This window comes from Paracoccus hibiscisoli (assembly GCF_005048265.1).
Lineage (GTDB): Bacteria > Pseudomonadota > Alphaproteobacteria > Rhodobacterales > Rhodobacteraceae > Paracoccus > Paracoccus hibiscisoli.
The window spans coordinates 97551-117120 of sequence record NZ_SUNH01000002.1 but is presented as its reverse complement, the minus strand read 5'-3'; the positions used below and the strand labels follow the sequence as shown (position 1 = coordinate 117120).

Below are 19570 nucleotides of genomic sequence, written 5' to 3'. Positions count from 1 at the left end.
GTCTCTCCCCACCCGGGCGCGGGGGGCGTTCTTGGCGCTGTTCGGCTGACACGCCGGGGGGGCGCTTTGGGGCGCCCGCCACCCCATGATCACACTCCAGAACGGGAAGAACGATCTTGAACGCGGTAACGCCACTGACCGACCATGGCTATTCGTCCAGCAAATTGCGCACGCCACGCGACGCTGAATATGACGTCTTTTCGCGGGTCACCCGCATGCTGCGTCAGGCACCCCGAAAGGCTGACAACCCGGACACCATCCAGGCCGTCTACAAGAACAATGAGTTGTGGACGCTGCTGGGCATCGATCTGGCCGATCCCGGAAATGCCCTGCCGGACGCCACCAAGGCCGGGCTGATCTCTCTTGCCGGTTTCGCGATCCGTCACGGGCAGGCTGTCATGGCAGGCACCGCCGCGACCGATCCCCTGATCGACATCAACATGACCATCATGCGCGGACTGCGCGGAGATGTCGGCGCATGAGCGGGCTCGTCCTCAAGCTTGCACCGAACGAGCGGGTGCTGATCAACGGCGCGGTGATCGAGAATGGCGACCGCCGCACCAAGATCGCCATCAAGACGCCCAACGTGAATGTCCTGCGCCTGCGTGACGCCATCCACCCCGACAGCGCCCGCACGCCGGTCTCACGCGCGCTTTACATCGCCCAGCTGATCCTTTCGGGCGATGCCGACCCGGTCGAGGGGCGGCGGCAGTTGCTGGTGGCCATCGAACAACTCAGCCAGGTCTTCGATGATCGCGACAGTCGCCTGCTCCTGGCCGAGGCGACCGTCGCCGCGGTCGAGGCCAATCCCTATCAGGCGCTGCGCAAGCTGCGCGATCTGCTGCCCCGCGAGGCGCGCCTTTTCGCATCCACCAAGGAGTAGCGTGCCATGACCATTTCTGTCGGAGCCACCGGTCTTCTGGGCTGGAAGATCGTCCAGAGGACCGAGGCCCGCCAGATCGAGACGGTGGCCCGCGACCCCGTGGTCCAGCGTTCGGTCACCTACTTCCGCGAGAATATCGCCCGCGCCGCCAAGGCCGAGGAGCTGGTCAAGGACTACCGCCTCCTCAGCACCGCGCTGTCGGCCTTTGGGTTGGAGGCGGACCTGCCCAACAAGGCCTTCATCCAGAAGGTTCTGGAAAGCGATACGTCGGACAAATCCTCGCTGGTGAACCGGCTGGCGGACAAGCGCTATCTTCGGCTGGCCGAGGCGTTCGGCTACGGCGCGGACAAGCCGGCCAAGAACCTGGCCGATACCGTCGGCACGGCCTTCGTCCAGCGGGAGTTCGAACGCCGCATCGGCGAAAGCGATGAGAACCTGCGCCTTGGCCTGAACGCCCGGCGAGAGTTGCAGCAGCTGGCCGGACGCGATTCGTCCGACCGGACCCTCTGGTTCGAGGTCATCGGAAATGCTCCTCTGCGCAAGGTCTTTCAGGGGGCCTTCGGTTTTAGCGAAAGCTATGGCCGTCTGCCCATCGACCGTCAGCTGGAGGAATACACCAAGGCCTCCGAACGCCTTCTGGGCACGTCCAGCTTCAAGGACATGTCTTCGCCCGAAACGGTGGATAAGCTGATCCGGACCTTCATGGCGCGCTCTCAGCTGGAGGCCAACCCCGTCGCCAATCGCTACAGCGCGGCACTGACCCTGCTGACCAACCGCTGACGGCGCCACGCCCGGCGGGTGCGGCGGCCCGCTCATGTTGCTCGGGCAGCCCCGCCGGATCGGGCATTTTCGCCCCAAGGCGGCGCCGCCGCACCTTGCGCCCAAGGCGTGACTGGCTATAACCCCGGACGATTTGCCGCGATCGATGCACGACCAGCCCGGGGGCCAGAACCATGCCGAAACGTACCGATATCAAGTCGATCCTGATCATCGGGGCAGGGCCCATTGTCATCGGGCAGGCCTGTGAGTTCGATTACTCCGGCGCCCAGGCCTGCAAGGCCCTGCGCGAGGAAGGCTATCGGGTCATTCTGGTGAACTCGAACCCGGCGACGATCATGACCGATCCGGAGATGGCCGACGCCACCTATATCGAGCCGATCACCCCCGAGATCGTCGAAAAGATCATCGCCAAGGAACGCCCCGACGCGCTTTTGCCGACCATGGGCGGGCAGACCGGCCTGAACACCGCGCTGGCCCTGGCCGACAGCGGCGCGCTGAACCGCTATGGGGTCGAGCTGATCGGCGCGCAGCGCAGCGCCATCGAGATGGCCGAGGACCGCAAGCTGTTCCGCGAGGCGATGGACCGCATCGGCCTCGAGAACCCCAAGGCCACGATCATCGCCGCACCCAAGCTGGCCAGCGGCAAATACGACATCAACACCGGCGTGGCCCAGGCCATGGAGGCGCTGGAGGAGATCGGCCTGCCCGCCATCATCCGCCCGGCCTTTACTCTGGGCGGCACCGGCGGCGGCGTCGCCTATAACCGCGACGATTACGAACGCATCGTGCGCTCGGGTCTGGACGCCTCGCCCATGGCGCAGGTGCTGATCGACGAGAGCCTGCTGGGCTGGAAGGAATACGAGATGGAGGTCGTGCGGGATCGCAACGACAACGCCATCATCGTCTGCGCCATCGAGAACATCGACCCGATGGGCGTGCATACCGGCGACAGCATGACCGTCGCCCCGGCCCTGACGCTGACCGACCGCGAATACCAGATGATGCGCACGGCCAGCATCGCCGTCCTGCGCGAGATCGGCGTCGAGACCGGCGGATCGAACGTGCAATGGGCGGTGAACCCCGCCGATGGCCGCATGGTCGTGATCGAGATGAACCCGCGCGTCAGCCGCTCCTCGGCGCTGGCCTCCAAGGCGACCGGTTTCCCGATCGCCAAGATCGCCGCGAAACTGGCCGTGGGATACACCCTGGACGAGCTGGACAACGACATCACCCGCGTGACCCCCGCCAGCTTCGAGCCCAGCATTGATTACGTGGTCACCAAGATCCCGCGTTTCGCCTTCGAGAAATTCCCCGGCTCCAAGCCCGAGCTGACCACCGCGATGAAATCCGTGGGCGAGGTGATGGCCATCGGCCGCAGCTTCCATGAATCGCTGCAAAAGGCCTTGGCCTCGATGGAGACCGGCCTGACCGGCCTGGACGAGATCGCCATCGAGGGCGCCAGCGAACAGGGCAAGCCCGCCGTCATCGCCGCCCTGTCCAAGGCCACCCCCGACCGCATCCGCGTCATCGCCGAAGCCATGCGCTTTGGCCTGTCCGACGACGAGATCCACCGCGTCACCAGCTTTGACCCCTGGTTCCTGGCCCGCATCCGCGAGATCATCGATGCCGAGCATGTCATCCGCGAGAACGGCCTGCCTACCGATGCCGACGGGCTGCGCCGCATCAAGATGATGGGCTTCACCGATGCCCGCCTGGCGCATCTGACGAAGACCGACGAGACCACTGTCCGCCGCGCCCGCCGCGCCCTGGACATCCGCCCGGTCTTCAAGCGCATCGACACCTGCGCGGCCGAATTCGAGGCCCAGACCCCCTACATGTATTCCACCTACGAGGCCCCCGCGATGGGCGACGTGGAATGCGAATCCCGCCCCACCGACGCGAAAAAGGTCGTCATCCTGGGCGGCGGTCCGAACCGCATCGGCCAGGGGATCGAGTTCGACTATTGCTGCTGCCACGCCTGCTATGCGCTGACCAAGGCGGGCTATGAGACGATCATGATCAACTGCAACCCGGAAACGGTCAGCACCGATTACGACACCTCGGACCGGCTGTATTTCGAGCCGCTGACCTTCGAACATGTGCTGGAGATCCTGCACACCGAACAGAGCAACGGCACCCTGCACGGCGTCATCGTCCAGTTCGGCGGCCAGACGCCCCTGAAACTGGCCAACGCCCTGCAGGACGAGGGTATCCCGATCCTGGGCACCACCCCCGATGCCATCGACCTGGCCGAGGACCGCGAGCGGTTCCAGCACCTGCTGCAGGATCTGGGCCTCAAGCAGCCGATCAACGGCATCGCCAGCAGCGACGCGCAAGCCATTGAAATCGCGGAACGCATCGGCTTCCCGCTGGTCATCCGCCCGTCCTACGTCCTGGGCGGCCGCGCGATGGAGATCGTGCGCGACATGGACCACCTGCGCCGCTACATCACCGAGGCCGTGACCGTCAGCGGCAAAAGCCCGGTCCTGCTGGACAGCTACCTCTCGGGCGCGATCGAGGTCGATGTCGACGCGCTGTGCGACGGCCACAACGTCCACGTCGCCGGCATCATGGAGCATATCGAGGAGGCCGGCGTCCATTCCGGCGACAGCGCCTGCTCGCTGCCCCCCCACACGCTGGACGCCGCCACCATCGCGGAACTCAAGGTCCAGACGACCGCCATGGCCCGCGCGCTCAAGGTGAAGGGCCTGATGAACGTGCAGTTCGCGCTGAAGGATGGCGAAATCTTCGTGCTCGAGGTCAACCCCCGCGCCAGCCGCACCGTCCCCTTCGTCGCCAAGGCCACCGATAGCGCCATCGCCTCGATCGCCGCGCGCCTGATGGCGGGCGAGCCGATGTCGAACTTCCCCGCGCGCGCGCCCTACCCGGAGGGCGTGGGCCCGGAAACGGACCTGCCCTTTGCCGACCCGATGACGCTGGCCGACCCGATCACGCCCTGGTTCTCGGTCAAGGAGGCCGTGCTGCCCTTCGCCCGCTTCCCCGGCGTCGACACGCTGCTGGGGCCGGAAATGCGCTCGACCGGAGAGGTCATGGGCTGGGACCGCAACTTCGCGCGGGCCTTCCTCAAGGCGCAGATGGGCGCGGGCACGGACCTGCCGACCACCGGCCGCGTCTTCCTGTCGGTCAAGGACGCCGACAAGACGCCCGCCCTGGCGCAGGCCGCCCGCGATCTGGTGACGATGGGCTTCGATCTGGTCGCGACCTCGGGCACCGCCGATTTCCTCGACGCGCAGGGCGTGGCGTCCACCCGCGTGAACAAGGTCTATGAAGGCCGCCCGAACATCGTCGACCGCCTCAAGAACGACGAAATCGCGATGGTCCTGAACACGACCGAAGGCGTCCAGGCCATCGCCGACAGCCGCGACATCCGCGCCGTCGCCCTCTACGACAAGATCCCTTACTTCACCACGGCCGCAGGCAGCATCGCCGCCGTGGCAGCGATCAAGTCGCGGGAGGAAGGGGAAGTCGGCGTCAGGTCGCTGCAGGCTTAGTCCTGCAGCAACTCGGGCCATGGTTCATGCCGTGCCGCCGAGGAGATTGCTTGTCTTGACGGTGTACCGATCCGTCATCCCAGAGACGTAATCGCACAAAATGTGCAGTGCAGAACTTGCATCACGCGCGTCACGTAAATCAATGTTTAGAACCTGAGTCACCTGCTTTTCGTATGACGAAAGCTTGCTCGAATCCCAGTTGTTTGCGTGTAGCGCCTGAAAAATTGGTATCAGGCCGTTAAGTGTATTGTGCAGTAGGTTTCGGCCATAAACTTCCAACTCCATTTTTCGGTCGCTCGGGTAAATTTTTCCGCGCGATAGTACCTCGATTTCATGAAAGGCGTCAGCTTTATCTGAGCTTGCAATAAGTGAGTCATTAAACTTGCCAGACATGATTTCTGCATAATGGTTCTTGAACGCCTCGACGCAGAATGAGATCGCGGCACCGATGCTGCGCGCACGCAGGTACGATACATGCTCCGCCTCAGTGAGGTGCGAAGTGTCATTGTTGCTCACTCCACAAATAGGTTCGAGGATCTTGCAGGTTTTCTTGTAACTCAAGAGACCTGAACAATATGCGTCTTCGATGTCTATAATGCCATAAGTGATGTCGTCAGCTGCCTCTACGAGGAAGGCCAGAGGGTGCCTTTTCCACCACTTTCGCGGTCCGCCGATTCCAGAAAGCAAGTTGCACTTCTGCGCCACATCTTCGAAATAGACTTCTTCCGACCGGAAATAACCAAATTTCTTCAGGCCGCAGTACGACTCAGGCTTTGCATCCTTTGCGACCGCACCCGAAGGGTATTTTGTATATGCACCGAGAACTGCATTTGAAAGCTGCATGCCACCTGCGTTTCTGTACATCTCTAGGCGCGTAAGAATCCGGAAGCCTTGTGCATTACCTTCAAAGGCTTCAAACTCCTCACGGTCATCTTTGGGGATTTCCGAGAATATACCCAAATTCTCCGTAAATTTACCGGAAAACCATGCTCCGATTGCTGCTTCGCCAGAGTGCCCAAACGGAGGGTTTCCGATATCATGAGCGAGGCAAGCAGCTTGAACAATGCCGCCCACCAAAAGGGCTTTCCCGGATTCTATCCGCGACTGCTCTTCAAGCCAATGGCCGACCTCGATTCCGAGCGACCGCCCAACGCTAGCTGTTTCGATGCTGTGGATAAGGCGGTGATGAAGGTGATCGTTCTCATACAGTGGGTGGACTTGAGTCTTGTGCGCAAGCCTCCGAAAGGGGGCGGAGAAGGCAATCCTATCTAGATCTTGAACATAGAGCGGTCGGTGCGTTTGCTCGACGTACTTTGGGCGCTGTGATCTTTCCTGATTCAATAAGCTTTGCCAATCCATGTACTATATCCTTTGAACAAACATCATCTATAGCCTGCTCAAATAATGGTTTGTGTCAATAAGGCTTGCGCGGCAACGCTTCGGCTGCCGCCTCACAACCCCCTCCGCCCCTTCATCTCCTCCAGCAACGCTCGCTTCCCCGCCGCGCTCATCCGCCGAGGCCCCTCCATCGGCACGCCAGGCTCACCCAATGGCAGGGGCGTCTCGCCCATCTCGGCCCAGGCCGCGTCCTCGGCGCGCTGCAGGTCGCCGAATTCGGGGCGGGGGCCGTCCAGACCCTCGGCCTCGCGGCGTTTGAGGTAATCCATCGTCTCGGCCCCCTCGATCAGCCCCGCCAGCCGCGCATGCATCCAGGCCGCCATCAGCCGGTTGACCCGCACCTGCCAATCCGGCCCCATCGAGCGGAAGAACGCCACCACATCCGCATCCAGCCGCAGCGTGACGCGCGTCTTGGGGGCCGTGCCCTTTTCCTGCGCGATGCGGTGCCAGTCGTCGGAGATGCGCATCCGCGCCATGACGGTGCTGTGCAGGTCCCATTCCAGCATCCGCATCGCGTCGGCCATATAGTGGTAATTCGCGCGCCTTGTGCCTTCGGCCTTGGTGACGGACATGGTGCCTCCGCAGGATCGATGCCCGCCAGACTGCCGCCGGACCGTTAACGGCGCCTTAAGCGACCGTGCGTTGTCGGTGTACGCCCTGTGTCTGCGCGGTGCGCCCCCGGTGACGGGTTAGTGCGCGCCGTTCCGGGCCAGCAGATAGCAATCCATGATCCAGCCATGCGCCGCCCGCGCCTCGGCCCGCAGCGTCACGATGCGCGGCCCGGCCTCGGCCAGCGGGCCGCTCTCCAGCCGCTCCTCGACCATGCCCAGATAGGCGCCCCACCAGATCGACAGCCCCTCGGGGGCCAGCGTCTGGAACGCACAGGCGCCGTCCAGCATCACCACCGCGCGGTCGCAGCCCTGCGGCCAGCCGCCCTCGCGCAGGCGGCGACCGGTGGTGATCAGAACCTCGTTGCCCAGGGAATTCAACGGGATGACATGGGCCGCGCACAGCGCCTGGATCGCCGTGATCCCCGGAATGACCCGCGCGCGCCAGTCCAGCCGCGCCGCGATCCGCAGGCTGCTGTCATAGAGCGAGGGGTCCCCCCAGACCAGCATCGCCACGGTCCCGCCCTGCGGCAGGTCGACCGCCTGCGCCCAGGCCTGCGCGATGGCGTCGTGCCAGGACTCAACTCCTTGAAGATAGGGGATTTCGCTGTCCCGCACTGGCAGGTCCACCTCGACCACGGCGCCGTCCGGCCGGTGCCGCGCCAGCATCGCCAGACGCAGATGCGCCAGGTCCTCCTTGCCCGCGCCCTTGCGGGGAATCAGAACAAGATCAGCCTCTTGCAGGGCGCGGACGCCCTGCAGGGTCAGGTGGTCGGGATGGCCCGTGCCCGCCCCGATCAGCACCAGATCGATCATGCGTAAAGGCGCTGTGTGACCAGCCCGCTGCCCCGCAGCCCGCGCGCGGCCTTGGCGCCCGCCAGCACGGCCAGATCGACCACAGGCTCCAGCGCCAGGACCACCAGATAGGCCGCGCCAAAGGACAGCACGCCCGCCGTGGCCTCGACCCCCTGACCATAGAAGGCCCAGTACGCGACCCAGGTCACGATGCCGCCCTGATAGGCCGCCGACAGCGCCAGCGCCTGACCATAGCGCAGGTCCACATAGGCCGTGCCCGGCGCGATCACCCGCCGCGCCAGCGCCGCGACCGCGAACAGGGGCACCAGCAGCGTCGTGACGTTCATCCCGTATTGCGGCAGATCGAAGGGCGCAAAGAACAGCCCCTGGATCAGCAGCCCCATCGCCAGCCCGATGGCCGCAGGCGCCGCCCCGAACAGCAGGAACAGCGTCGATCCCAGGATCAGGTGCACCTCCGACACGCCGACGGGCCAGGTCGGCAGCACCTGAAAGAACACGAAGGTCGCGGCCGTGGCCAGCCCTGCGCGGGCGGCCAGGGACGCGGTCCCCTGCGCCCGCACCGCATCCACCGCCAGCTTCAGCGCATACAGCCCCGCCGTGGCGGCGGTGGCGTAACCCAGGATCAGTTTCGCGCCGTTAACGACGCCTTCTTCGATATGCATGTCACACTCCTATGGCCGTCACACCCGACGGCGGGATGGTTGGCTGACATGGCCGGTCTCCTGGCTTGCGGGTCAGGGCGCGGCGTCGGCCTTCCCGGATCGCTCCAGTGGCGTTGGTGACGCGCGCTCTCCGCATACAGTCGCGGGGGCGGCCGGGGCTTCGGGTGCCGCGATTGGGTCCACCCTTCCCCGTTCCCGATGAAGCCCGGCGTTTCACGCCTGATGGGCACCATGCAGGCCCTCACCTAGACGTGATCACCGTGCCCTCGTCAAGTCGCGGCGGGCGCGATCAGGTGAAAGAACGTGCCCGTGACGGTGCCCCGGTGGCTGCCGGTTTCCGCGACCTCGGCCCCGGTTGCATCGGTCACGCGGGCCAGGGGGGCGTCGGGCTGTGACAGGATCGAGGCATAGTGGAATTCATGCCCGCGCAGCGCCACGCGGCCCAGCCCCGGCAGGGCGGTCAGCGGCTCGGCGCGTCGGTATCCCAGGTGCATGCGGCGTTTGGCATAGCTGGTCTCCAACCCCAGAAGGCCCAACATCTGGTGGCGCACGCCATCGGCATCCACCAGACCTGCCCCAAGCGCCATATAGCCGCCGCATTCCCCATGCACCGGCCGCGTCGCCGCAAAGCGGTGCATGGCCGCGCGGAACACGTCGCAGGCGGCCAGCCGGGGCGCGTGCAGTTCGGGGTATCCGCCCGGCAGCCAGCAGCAATCGGCGCTGTCATCCGGCCCCTCATCGGCCAGCGGCGAAAAGGGCAGGATCGTGGCCCCCGCCTGCCGCCACGCGGCCAGCACATGCGGATAGACGAAACTGAACGCCGCGTCGCGGGCCAGCGCGATGCGGCCCCCCGGGGGCGTCAGCGGACGCGGTACGGGGGCGTCGGGCAGGGCACGATGCGCGGCGGCGGCGATGATCGCGTCCAGGTCGCAATGCGCCGCGATGAAATCGCCCGCATGGTCCAGAATGGCTTGCAGGCCCGCCGTCTCCTCGGCCTGGATCAGGCCCAGATGACGCTCGGGCAGGACGATGTTGCCCTGACGCGGCAGGCTGCCCAGCACGCGGATTCCGGCCTGGATCATCCCCTCGCGGATCAGCCGATCATGGCGCGGGGAGGCCACGCGGTTCAGCACCACCCCCGCGAAGGGCAGATCGGGCCGCAGCGTGGCAAAGCCCCGCGCGGTCGCCGCCGCCGATTGCGCCTGCCCGCTGACATCCAGGATCAGCACCACGGGCCAGCCCATCATCATCGCGATTTCCGCGCTGGAGCCGATGCCGGTCTCTCCCGCTGTCGCCACGCCGTCGAACAGGCCCATCGACCCCTCGGCCAGAACCAGGTTTGCGTCGTCCTGTCCGGTGACATGGGCGGCCAGGCGCCCCGGCTCCATCGCCCAGGCATCCAGGTTGAAGCTGGACCGCCCCGACGCCGCCAGATGGAACCCCGGATCGATGTAATCCGGCCCCGACTTGAAGGGCTGCACCGTCAGCCCGCGCCTGCGCAGCGCGGTCAGCAGGCCCAGCATCAGCATCGTCTTGCCCGTGCCGGATGCGGGGGCCGAGATCATCAGGCCCGGCGTCATTCCGGAAACCTCGGCGCGTCGCCGACCGGGCGATAGCGGCGGTCGTAATCGCCCGCATACAGACGGCTGTCGTCGAACCCCTCAGCCGCCAGCGCCGGGCCGACCAGGATCAGCGCGGTGCGGTCGATGCCCTGCGCGTCCACCGTGGCCAGGGTCGCGCGGATCACCCGCTGGTCGGGCCAGCTGGCCCGCCAGACGATGGCCACCGGGCAATCGAGGCCGTAGTGCGGGGTCAGATCGGCCACCACCCGGTCCAGCGCATGGATCGACAGATGGATCGCCAGCGTCGCCCCCGTCGCGGCGAATGCGGCCAGCGTCTCGCCTTCCGGCATCGAGGATGCGCGCCCCGGCGTGCGGGTCAGCACGACCGATTGCGCCAGGCCCGGCAGGGTCAGCTCCGTCTGCAGCGCGGCGGCGGCGGCGGCAAAGCTGGGCACGCCCGGCGTCACGTCAAAGGGGATGTCCAGCGCCCGCAAGCGGCGGATCTGTTCGCCCATCGCGGACCAGACCGACAGATCGCCCGAATGCAGCCGCGCCACGTCCTGGCCCGCCGCATGGGCGGTGGCGATCTCGTCGATGATCTGGTCCAGCGACAGGGGGGCGGTGTTCACGATGCGCGCGCCGGGCGGGCAATGGGACAGCAGCGCGGCCGGCACCAGCGACCCTGCGTACAGGCAGACCGGGCAGGCCGCGATTAGGTCGCGGCCGCGCAGGGTGATCAGGTCGGGCGCGCCGGGGCCTGCGCCGATGAAATGGACGGTCATGGAACCTCTGCGATGGCGATGGTGATGGGGCCGAAGATCCGGCGCGGGTGGGTCAGGCGGCCGCAAACCGCTATGGCGGCGGCTTCGGCCACCGATCCGGTGCCGAAGGCAGCGTTGACGCGGGCGGATTGCGTGGGCGTGGCGATGCCCGCGACCTGCACCAGATGCAGGGGCAGGGACAGCGCGTCGGCCAAGGGCCGGATTTCGGCCGCACGGTCGGGGACGGTGGCCAGCGCATCCGCGCCACCTGCGGCCTGCAGCGCGGCGCGCAGGTCCGCCAGCGGCGTGCCGGGGCGACAGCCTATTCCGGCGATGCGCATGTCACGCTCCATTGCACGATGGGGCGGGCGGCGGTCCAGCCGCGCATCCGGCCCAGGGGGGTGGCCTCAGCGATGTCGATGCGCAGCAGGCGGCCGCCGTGGCGGGCGTGACAGTCGGCCAGCAGGGCCTCGGTCTCCAGCGTCACGGCATTGGCGACCAGGCGCGCGCCGGGGGTCAGCCGGTCCCACAGATGCGCCATCAGCGCCTGCGAGGCGCCACCGCCGACAAAGATCGCATCGGGGGTGCCCTGCGGCAGGGCGCCGGGGGCCGCGCCGTGAATTGCGGTGACGCGGCCGCCCAGCCCGAAGGCGTCGATATTCGCGCGGATGGTGGCAATGCGATCGGCGCGCGGCTCAACCGTCACGGCGCGTCCCCCGGCCAGCGCCCATTCGACCGCGACCGAGCCAGACCCGCCGCCAATATCCCACAGCATCTCTCCCGCGCGGGGCGCCAAGGCGGCCAGGGTCAGGGCGCGGATGGGCGATTTGGTGATCTGTCCGTCATGGGCAAAGCGGTCCTCGGGGCGGCCCGGCACCGAGGACAGGCCGAAGCCGCGCGGCAGGTCCGTCCCGTCGATGGCCACCGCCACGGGTGCGGCGCAATCCAGCGCAAAGGCATCGGCGCGGGCCTGACGGACACGCTCCTGCGGCCCGCCAAGACGCTCCAGCACCGTCAGGCGTGCAGCCCCCGCGCCCTGGTCCGCCAGCCATGCCGCCAGGGCGGCGGGCGCGTCGCCGTCGCGCAGGGTGGCGATGATGCGGCAGCCGCGCACCAGATGCGGGCGCAGGCGCGACAGGGGGGCCGCGTGCAGGCCCAAGGTCACGACCGCCTCCAGCCGCCAGCCAAGGCGTGCGGCTGCCAGCGACAGCACGCCGGGCGCGGGCACGGCGCGCCATTCGTGGGGCTCCAGCACGGCCGCGATGCTGCCGCCCGCGCCGCACCAGAACGGATCGCCCGACACCAGCGCCGCCACGCGCGCGCCCCGCCGCGCCAGCAGAGGCGCCAGATCGAAGGGCACCGGCCATGGCTGACCGTCCACCCCGGCCAGCGCCAGCAGACGGGGCGCGCCAAAGACGACCTGGGCCGCCGCCAGCGCGGCACGGCTTGCATCCGGCAGGCCCGCCGGTCCATCCTCGCCCATGCCGATGATCGTCAGCCAGGGGTCAGACATGATGCGCGTCCTGCTGCTGGGGGGCACGACCGAGGCCAGCCGCATGGCCGCCCTTCTGGCCGAGGCAGGGGTCGATGCGGTGTTCTCCTATGCCGGGCGGACGGCGGCACCGGTGGCGCAGCCGCTGCCCATGCGGGTGGGCGGGTTCGGGGGCGCGGAGGGGCTGGGCCGGTACCTGCGCGACCAGCGGATCACCCATCTGATCGACGCGACCCACCCCTTTGCCGCCCAGATCAGCCGCAATGCGGATGCCGCCTGCCATGCGGCGGGGGTGCCCATGCTGATGCTGCGCCGCCCGGCCTGGCAGGCCGGTCCCGGCTGGACGCAGGTGGCGGATATCGCGGGCGCGGTCGCGGCGTTGCCCGTCACGCCCACACGGGTGTTCCTGGCCATCGGCAAGCAGACCTTGGCCCCCTTTGCCGCCCTGCCGCATCGCTGGCTGCTGCGGTTGGTCGATGCGCCCGATGCGCCGCCCCTGCTGCACGCGGAGGTGGTGATTGCTCGCGGGCCCTTCGATGTCGCGGGCGACCGGGCGCTGATGGCGGCGCATGGCATCACCCATCTGGTCGCCAAGAACAGCGGCGGCGCGGGGGCCAGCGCCAAGCTGCAGGCCGCGCGCGATCTGGACGTCCGCGTGATCATGATCGACCGGCCCCCGGCCCCCGACCGGCCGCAGGTTCCCGCACCGGAGCAGGCGCTGGACTGGCTGCATCAGACCGCCCCGCGCGGGGTATAGACCCACCGGCCCACCCGCCGCGTGGCCGCGTTTCCGACCAGCACCACGGTGCGCATGTCGGCCATGTCGGGCGTGGCATCTGCCAGGGTCACGACGCGCAAGGCCTCGTCCGGGGTGCTGACGGCGCGGGCAAAGATCAGCAGGCGGCCGGGTTCGCATTCCTCGCGCAGGACCTCCAGCACGCGGGCAAAGCCCTGCGGCCTGCTGGCCGAACGCGGGTTGTAGAAGGCCATCGCGAAATCGCCCCGCGCGGCATGGCGCAGACGATGTTCGATCAGCGCCATGGGTTTGAGGTTGTCCGACAGGTTGATCGCGCAGAAATCATGGCCCAAGGGCGCGCCCGCCCGTGCGGCGGCGGCCAGCATCGCGGTGATGCCGGGCAGGATGCGGATGTCGGGGTCGCCGCCTGCGGCCTCCAGCGCCTCGAACAAGGCGGATGCCATCGCGAACACGCCCGGATCGCCGGACGACACGATCACCACCCGCGCCCCCGCCGCCGCCAGCGACAGCGCGTGGCGGGCGCGGTCCAGCTCCACCCGGTTGTCGCTGGCATGCAGGGTCAGGCCGGGGCGCGCGGCCACGCGGGCGACATAGGGGATGTATCCGATCACGTCGGTCGCCTGATCCAGCGCGGCGGCGACTTCGGGGGTCACCATGGCGTCAGACCCCGGCCCCAGCCCCGCGACGGTGATCCAGCCGGTCATTCCGCCACCCGCGCCATGGGGCGCCGCCCGTGGCCATGCACCAGCAGGATCGCGAAATAGGGGCAGTCGTCATCGGCCACATCGGCCAGGGGCGCGATGCGCTGGCCGGGCATGGTGCCCCGCTCGATCAGCCAGGCATCGGCCAGACGCCCCGATGCTGCCAGCGCGCGGCGCAGCTTGGGCAGGTTGCGGCCGGTCTTCATCACCACCAGCGCGTCGCTGCCCTGCATATGGCGGATCAGATCGGGTTCGGGCAGGGTGCCCATCAGCACGGTCAGCACGTCGTCGCCCCAGGTCATCGGCTGACCAAGCGCGTTCCAGCAGCCGACCATGCCGGGGATGCCGGGGATCACCTCGACCTGCGCCAGCCCCTGCAGGCGGATCTGCAGATGCATGAAGCTGCCGTAAAGGAACGGGTCGCCCTCGCACAGCACGACCACATCCTCGGTCTGGGCCAACTGCGCCAGGCGCGCGGCCCAAAGGTCATAGAACCCCGCCAGCGCGTCGTTGTAATCAGGGTGGTCAAAGGGAATTTCGGTCGTGACCGGGTATTCCATCGGATATTCGACCGCATCGGGGGCCAGCATGCCCTGAACGATGCGGCGCGCCTGACCGGGCCTGCCGGGCTTCCTGAAATAAGCCACATGGCGCGCGCCGCGCACCGCCCTGTCGGCCCGGACCGAGATCAGGTCCGGATCGCCCGGCCCCAGCCCTGCGCAGATGATGCGTCCCATCATTCCCTCCGGCTGGCCAGCGCGTTGATCGCGGCGACGGTGATGGCCGACCCGCCCAGCCGGCCCCGCACGATGACCGCAGGACAGGGGGGCGCTGCCATCAGCGCGTCCTTGGATTCAGCCGCGCCGACGAACCCCACGGGACAGCCGATGATCGCGGCGGGGCGGGGGCAGGCGGGGTCCTCCAGCATGTTCAGCAGATGGAACAGCGCGGTGGGCGCATTGCCGATGGCCACCACCGCGCCCTCCAGAAACGGGCGCCACAGCTCCAGCGCGGTGGCGCTGCGGGTGTTGCCCATGTCGCGCGCCATATCGGGGACGCGCGGATCGTTCAGGGTGCAGATCACGGCGTTGTCGGCGGGCAGGCGCGGGCGGGTGATGCCTTCGCTGACCATGCGCGCGTCGCACAGGATCGGTGCGCCTGCGGCCAGGGCCGCGCGGGCGGCGGTCGCCATGCCGGGGGTGAAGGCCACGTCGCGTTCCAGGCCCACCAGCCCCGCGGCATGGATCATGCGGACGACGACGGGTTCCTCATCGGCGTCGAAACGCGCCAGGTCGGCCTCGGCCCGGATGGTGGCAAAGGACTGGTGATAGATGGCGGCGCCGTCCTTTTCATAGTCATGGGGCATCACAGAACCTTTGGCAGTTGATCGGGGTGCAGGCCGCGCAGGGCGGCCACGTCATGGGCGCGACCGTGCCGGATCAGGTCGAACCCGGCGGGGGTCGCGGTCAGGGTCACGTCCGCCGCGCGGGGCCAGCCGCAGCCCTTGGCACAACCGCTGACATGCAGGATCGCCCCGTCGGGGACAAGGGTGGCCAGGCTGCGCGCGACGTCACGGGTGCGGCCATGGCCCTGCGGACAGGCGGGCGCGCCGGGGCAGGCGCGCAGGCGCATGCGGGGGTTGGTGGGGTCCGCGATCAGCCCGTCCAGCGCGGGCAGGGCGCGCACCCCCTGGGCCAGCAGCATCCGCCACGGCGTCAGGCGCAGGGGCGCCAGCCGGGCCAGCCGCCGCAGCGTGTCGGGCGGGATCTGCCCGAACTCCAGGCCGACCAGCATGCCCTGCGGTACCCGTCCGGGGATCTGTGGGGGCGCGCTGTCCAGGGCCGCCAGCGTCGCGCCCGGGGGGGATGCGCCGCCCGCGATCAGCGCGGCCATCCGCCCCCGGCCCTGCGGTGCGCCACCCTGATCCAGGAACCAGCGGGCCAGCGCGACCGCCTGATCCGGGCCGTCAAAACCCGCCCCCTGCGCCATGCCGTCGGCGCGCAGGATCAGGCCGCCGGCGCCGCGTTCGATGCGGATATCGGCCGGGTCGCGGGTCAGGACGGGCGCCGGGCCGGTATCGACGGCAAAGCCGAACTTGGCGGGCAGGGGCAGACCGCTTTCGGCTAGCGTGCAGGCCAGCGCGGCGGCCAGCGCATCGGTCTGCGCGTCCGCAAACGGTGTCACGATGATGTTGCGCCGCTGCTCGGTCGCTGTGTCCGCGTCAATCAGGCCGTGCTGGCGCAGCGCGGCGATCAGAGGCGCGTGGGTCGCGGGCGTCACGCCGCGCAGCTGCAGGTTGGCGCGGCCCGTCAGCTCGATCACGCCGTTGCCATGCGCCTCGGCAGCGTCCGCGATGGCCTGTGCCTGCGCGCCGTCCAAGCGCCCGCCGGGAGGGCGGATGCGCACCACCCATCCGTCGCCCGATTCCATCGGGCGCAGCGCGCCGGGGCACCAGCCGCGGATCACGACAGCCCCGCCGCGATCGAGTTGCGCCGCGTGACCCACAGGCCCGCATCATGCAGGCGCTGGAACAGGTCGCGCATGGCGGCCAGGGCCTCGGGGTTCGCGCCCTCCATGAAATCGACGATCTCGGGGCGGCCCAGGGTCGCATCATGGTACAGGTCGAACAGATGCGCGGGCACCGCCCCGGCTAGATGCGCAAAGGCCGCCATGTGGTCCAGCGTGGCGGCGATTTCCGCCGCGCCGCGGTATCCATGCGCGGTCATCGCATCGGCCCAGGCCGGGTCGGCGGCGCGGGCGCGGGTGGTGCGGGCGATCTCCTCGGTAAGGGTGCGGGCGCGGGGGCGGTCGGGCTGCGTGGCGTCCAGATGGTACAGCGCGGGTGCCGCGGCCCCGATCCGCGCCATGGCGGCGGCGAATCCCCCCTCATGCGCGGCATAGTCGGCGGCCAGCAGCAGGTCCGTCTCGGGCAGGTCCTGCGCGTGGACAAAGCTGTCGGCGCTGGCCAGCCGTGCCTCCAGCGCGTCGCGGGCCTCGTGGCTGGTGCCATCCGCGCCGATCGCCCAGCTGGAGGCCGCGATCCACGCCTCGCCCGCCGCAAGCCGTGCGGCGTCGGTAAAGGTGTCGGGCGCGGTGCCCATGCCCAGCCCGTATTGCCCCGGCTGCGGGCCGAACACCCGCGCGCCCCCGGCATAGGGGTTCTGGTCGGGGGCCTCGTCGCGCGCGGCCAGCGTGGCGGCCCCGGTCTCGAACAGCTGCGCCAGCACGGGGAACACGTCGCGGAACAGGCCCGACACGCGCAGGGTCACGTCGATGCGTGGGCGGCCCAGCAGGGCCAGCGGCACGACCTCAATGCCCGAGACGCGGCCCGACCCGTCATCCCACACCGGCTTCAGCCCCGCCAGATGCAGGGCCATGGCGAATTCCTCGCCGGCCGTGCGCATCGTGGCGCTGCCCCAGAGGTCCACGACCAGCCCGCGCGGCCAGTCCCCGTGATCCTGCAGGTGACGGCGCAGCAGCTCCTCGGCCAGCTTGACGCCCTGCGCATGGGCGGATGGCGTGGGCACGGCGCGCGGATCGACGCTGAACAGGTTGCGCCCGGTGGGCATCACATCCGACCGCCCCCGGTTGGGCGACCCGGACGGCCCCGGCGGCACAAAGCGCCCGGCCAGCGCGGCCATCAGCCCGTCGCGTTCCGCGTCTCCACAGGCGCCGCTGCCCCAGACATGCAGCCCCTCTCCGTACTGGCTTTCCTTGATGTCGCAGACGAAACGGTCGATGCGGGTGATCGCCTCGGCGGCGCTGGCATCAGACGGGATGCCCAGATCGGCCTCGACGCCCAGGGCGCGGGCCTCGTCCCGGATCGCGGCGATCAGCCGGTCGCGGCGGGCGGGGTCCAGCCCGTCGGCGGTGGAATATTCGTCCAAGGACCGCTCCAGCCCCGCCATGCCGGGGGGCACGGCGGCGTCCCGCATGGGCGGCGGCATGTGGCCCAGGGTCACGGCCCCGATGCGACGTTTCGCCTGCGCGGCCTCGCCCGGATCGTTGACGATGAAGGGATAGATCACCGGCATCGCGCCCAACAGCGCCGCGGGCCAGCAGTCGCCCGACAGCGCCACCGCCTTGCCCGGCAGCCATTCCAGCGTGCCATGCGCGCCCATATGGATCAGCGCCTGCGCGCCCTGCTGCGCCAGCCACAGATAGAAGGCCACATAGGCATGGCGCGGCACGCGGGTCAGGTCGTGATAGCTGTCCTCGCGCCCTGCGCGGTGGCTGCGTTCGGGCTGCAGCGCCAGGATCACCGGCCCGTGCAGGCTGGTGCGCAGGTGGAACGCCCCGTCGCGACAATCGGGGTCCGTTTCGGGCGCCCCCCAGGCCATGTGTAGATCGTCCTGCAGCGCCTGCGGCAGGCGGGCCAGGGCGGCGCGGTATTCGTCCAGCGGCCAGGCCACGGTCCCGTCGGGCATCGCGGGCAGGTCGGCACCCATCATCGCCCCCACGGCCTGCGCGGAGGCCGGTGCGTCCAGCCCCACGGCATGGGCCATCTGCCAGTCGCGCCCCGGATAGGTGGACATCACCATCGCCACGCGGCCCGCCCCCTGCGCCAGCGCGCCCCAGGCCACGATGCGATCCACCGCCGCCGCGACCAGCGCCGGGTCGGGGCGGTGGGCAAAGCGCGAATATTGCAGGTCGGGGTCGCGCGGGGCGGGCGACTTGAAGCTGATCAGGCCGGCAAAGATGCGGCCGTCCACCTCGGGCAGGACCACGTTCATGGCCAGGTCCGACGGCGACAGCCCGCGTTCCGCCCCGGCCCAGTCCCGGCGGCGGTTGGTGGACAGCGCCACCTGAAAGACCGGGCCGGGGAAGGGCGCAAAGGGCGCCTCGGTCCCCGCGGAAAAGGCGGTGGCGTTCACCACCATCGCGGGCGGCTGCGGCAGCGCCGCGTGCAGCCAATCGGCCAGCCCCGCGGTCTTGAGCGAGGGCGCAAAGACCCCTACCGCCGCGATGCCCCGCCCCCGCAGCGCGCCGATCAGCGCGTCGATCGCCGCCATATCCGCCGCCGCCAGCCAGCTGCGATAGAACGTCACCAGCGCCTGCGGCGCCCCCGGATCGGCGATCACACCGTGATCCGGGTCATAGAACCCCATCTGCGGCAGCGTCTTGATCCCCGGCACCGGGGCTGCGTCCAGCCCCGCCGCGATGGCCAGCTGCGCCAGCGCCGCCTGCGCCGCCACCGCGCCGCCCTGTTCGCAATGCCGCCGCAGCACGCGCAGCACCGATGCGGGCACGGTGGACATCTGGTCCAGCCGCGCATCGTCGCGCCCGTCGGCAGGCAGTACCGCCAGCGCGATGCCCTGCCTGCGCGCCAGATCCTGCACAGATGCCAGGCCATAGGGCCAATAGGCCTCTCCGCCGATGATGCGGATCAGAATGCCGCGCGCCCCCGACAGCGTCTGTTCGACATAGGTATCGACCGAGACCGGGTGCCGCAGTGCCACCAGATTGCACAGCCGGGTGGAGGGCAGGCCGCCCGCCGCCCGCTTCCATCCTTCCGCAAAGGCCCCCAGGTCGCTGTCCGAAAAGGACAGGACCACCAGATCCGCCGGCGTCTGGCCGGGATCATAGGGGGCGTCAGACTGATCCAGCCCGACCTGTTCGCGGAAGATGACATGCATCA

General features: G+C 68.9%; 18 protein-coding genes and 1 riboswitch. Of the genes, 5 read left to right on the top strand and 13 right to left on the bottom strand.

What is annotated here, in order from left to right:
• Nucleotides 1–116 precede the first annotated feature (116 nt).
• The 4 genes from flaF to carB all read left to right on the top strand — a co-directional run bounded on the left by flaF (nt 117) and on the right by carB (nt 5175).
• Entirely contained in the window at nt 117–482 is a 366-nt protein-coding gene (gene flaF, locus FA740_RS00990) for a flagellar biosynthesis regulator FlaF (protein ID WP_169306182.1), read from the top strand.
• Nucleotides 479–883: a flagellar biosynthesis repressor FlbT gene (flbT, locus tag FA740_RS00985; RefSeq protein ID WP_136854911.1), complete on the top strand. Its 405-nt coding sequence runs from the start codon at nt 479–481 to the stop codon at nt 881–883. Before flaF ends, flbT begins: the two co-directional genes overlap by 4 nt.
• Before the next feature lie 6 nt (nt 884–889).
• A complete protein-coding gene (locus tag FA740_RS00980; protein WP_136854910.1) occupies nt 890–1663 on the top strand; it encodes a DUF1217 domain-containing protein in 774 nt (257 codons plus the stop codon).
• 173 nt (nt 1664–1836) lie between these two features.
• Nucleotides 1837–5175 (top strand): carbamoyl-phosphate synthase large subunit, encoded by a 3339-nt coding sequence (gene carB, locus FA740_RS00975; RefSeq protein ID WP_136854909.1) that lies wholly within the window; start codon nt 1837–1839, stop codon nt 5173–5175.
• 24 nt (nt 5176–5199) lie between these two features.
• On the opposite strand, the gene dgt is transcribed toward carB, so the two are convergent.
• The 8 genes from dgt to cbiE form a co-directional block, all read right to left on the bottom strand.
• Nucleotides 5200–6534, bottom strand: coding sequence for a dGTP triphosphohydrolase (gene dgt / locus FA740_RS00970; protein WP_136854908.1), 1335 nt, complete (start codon nt 6532–6534; stop codon nt 5200–5202).
• Nucleotides 6535–6626: 92 nt separating this feature from the next.
• Nucleotides 6627–7145 (bottom strand): BrnA antitoxin family protein, encoded by a 519-nt coding sequence (locus FA740_RS00965; RefSeq protein ID WP_136854907.1) that lies wholly within the window; start codon nt 7143–7145, stop codon nt 6627–6629.
• Between the two features lie 117 nt (nt 7146–7262).
• Nucleotides 7263–7997, bottom strand: coding sequence for a precorrin-6A synthase (deacetylating) (gene cobF / locus FA740_RS00960; protein ID WP_136854906.1), 735 nt, complete (start codon nt 7995–7997; stop codon nt 7263–7265).
• Nucleotides 7994–8659: an energy-coupling factor ABC transporter permease gene (locus FA740_RS00955; RefSeq protein WP_136854905.1), complete on the bottom strand. Its 666-nt coding sequence runs from the start codon at nt 8657–8659 to the stop codon at nt 7994–7996. Before FA740_RS00955 ends, cobF begins: the two co-directional genes overlap by 4 nt.
• A gap of 33 nt (nt 8660–8692) precedes the next feature.
• Nucleotides 8693–8908, bottom strand: a riboswitch (cobalamin riboswitch).
• A 20-nt stretch (nt 8909–8928) separates the two neighbouring features.
• Nucleotides 8929–10239 carry a cobyrinic acid a,c-diamide synthase CobB gene (locus FA740_RS00950; protein ID WP_136854904.1) on the bottom strand — a complete coding sequence of 437 codons (1311 nt, stop codon included), beginning with the start codon at nt 10237–10239 and terminating at the stop codon, nt 8929–8931.
• Nucleotides 10236–11003, bottom strand: a complete 768-nt coding sequence (cobM, locus tag FA740_RS00945; protein WP_136854903.1) for a precorrin-4 C(11)-methyltransferase — start codon at nt 11001–11003, stop codon at nt 10236–10238. The genes FA740_RS00950 and cobM overlap by 4 nt, the downstream gene beginning before the upstream one ends.
• Nucleotides 11000–11323 carry a cobalamin biosynthesis protein gene (locus FA740_RS00940; protein WP_211243616.1) on the bottom strand — a complete coding sequence of 108 codons (324 nt, stop codon included), beginning with the start codon at nt 11321–11323 and terminating at the stop codon, nt 11000–11002. Before FA740_RS00940 ends, cobM begins: the two co-directional genes overlap by 4 nt.
• Entirely contained in the window at nt 11305–12495 is a 1191-nt protein-coding gene (gene cbiE, locus FA740_RS00935; protein ID WP_136854901.1) for a precorrin-6y C5,15-methyltransferase (decarboxylating) subunit CbiE, read from the bottom strand. The genes FA740_RS00940 and cbiE overlap by 19 nt, the downstream gene beginning before the upstream one ends.
• 1 nt (nt 12496) lies before the next feature.
• Here cbiE and FA740_RS00930 point away from each other — a divergent pair, with 1 nt between their 5' ends.
• Nucleotides 12497–13231: a cobalt-precorrin-6A reductase gene (locus FA740_RS00930; RefSeq protein WP_211243620.1), complete on the top strand. Its 735-nt coding sequence runs from the start codon at nt 12497–12499 to the stop codon at nt 13229–13231.
• Here the strand turns inward: FA740_RS00930 and cobJ are convergent.
• The 5 genes from cobJ to cobN are packed head-to-tail and all read right to left on the bottom strand — an operon-like array spanning nt 13207 to nt 19568.
• Complete coding sequence (gene cobJ / locus FA740_RS00925; protein ID WP_136854899.1) at nt 13207–13935, bottom strand: precorrin-3B C(17)-methyltransferase; 729 nt, start codon at nt 13933–13935, stop codon at nt 13207–13209. The two genes, FA740_RS00930 and cobJ, sit on opposite strands and share 25 nt — an antisense overlap.
• Nucleotides 13932–14669 (bottom strand): precorrin-2 C(20)-methyltransferase, encoded by a 738-nt coding sequence (gene cobI / locus FA740_RS00920; protein WP_211243619.1) that lies wholly within the window; start codon nt 14667–14669, stop codon nt 13932–13934. The genes cobJ and cobI overlap by 4 nt, the downstream gene beginning before the upstream one ends.
• Complete coding sequence (locus tag FA740_RS00915) at nt 14669–15298, bottom strand: precorrin-8X methylmutase (RefSeq protein ID WP_136854897.1); 630 nt, start codon at nt 15296–15298, stop codon at nt 14669–14671. The genes cobI and FA740_RS00915 overlap by 1 nt, the downstream gene beginning before the upstream one ends.
• Nucleotides 15298–16398 carry a precorrin-3B synthase gene (gene cobG / locus FA740_RS00910; RefSeq protein WP_246053371.1) on the bottom strand — a complete coding sequence of 367 codons (1101 nt, stop codon included), beginning with the start codon at nt 16396–16398 and terminating at the stop codon, nt 15298–15300. The genes FA740_RS00915 and cobG overlap by 1 nt, the downstream gene beginning before the upstream one ends.
• Nucleotides 16395–19568 carry a cobaltochelatase subunit CobN gene (gene cobN, locus FA740_RS00905; RefSeq protein WP_136854896.1) on the bottom strand — a complete coding sequence of 1058 codons (3174 nt, stop codon included), beginning with the start codon at nt 19566–19568 and terminating at the stop codon, nt 16395–16397. Before cobN ends, cobG begins: the two co-directional genes overlap by 4 nt.
• Nucleotides 19569–19570 lie beyond the last annotated feature (2 nt).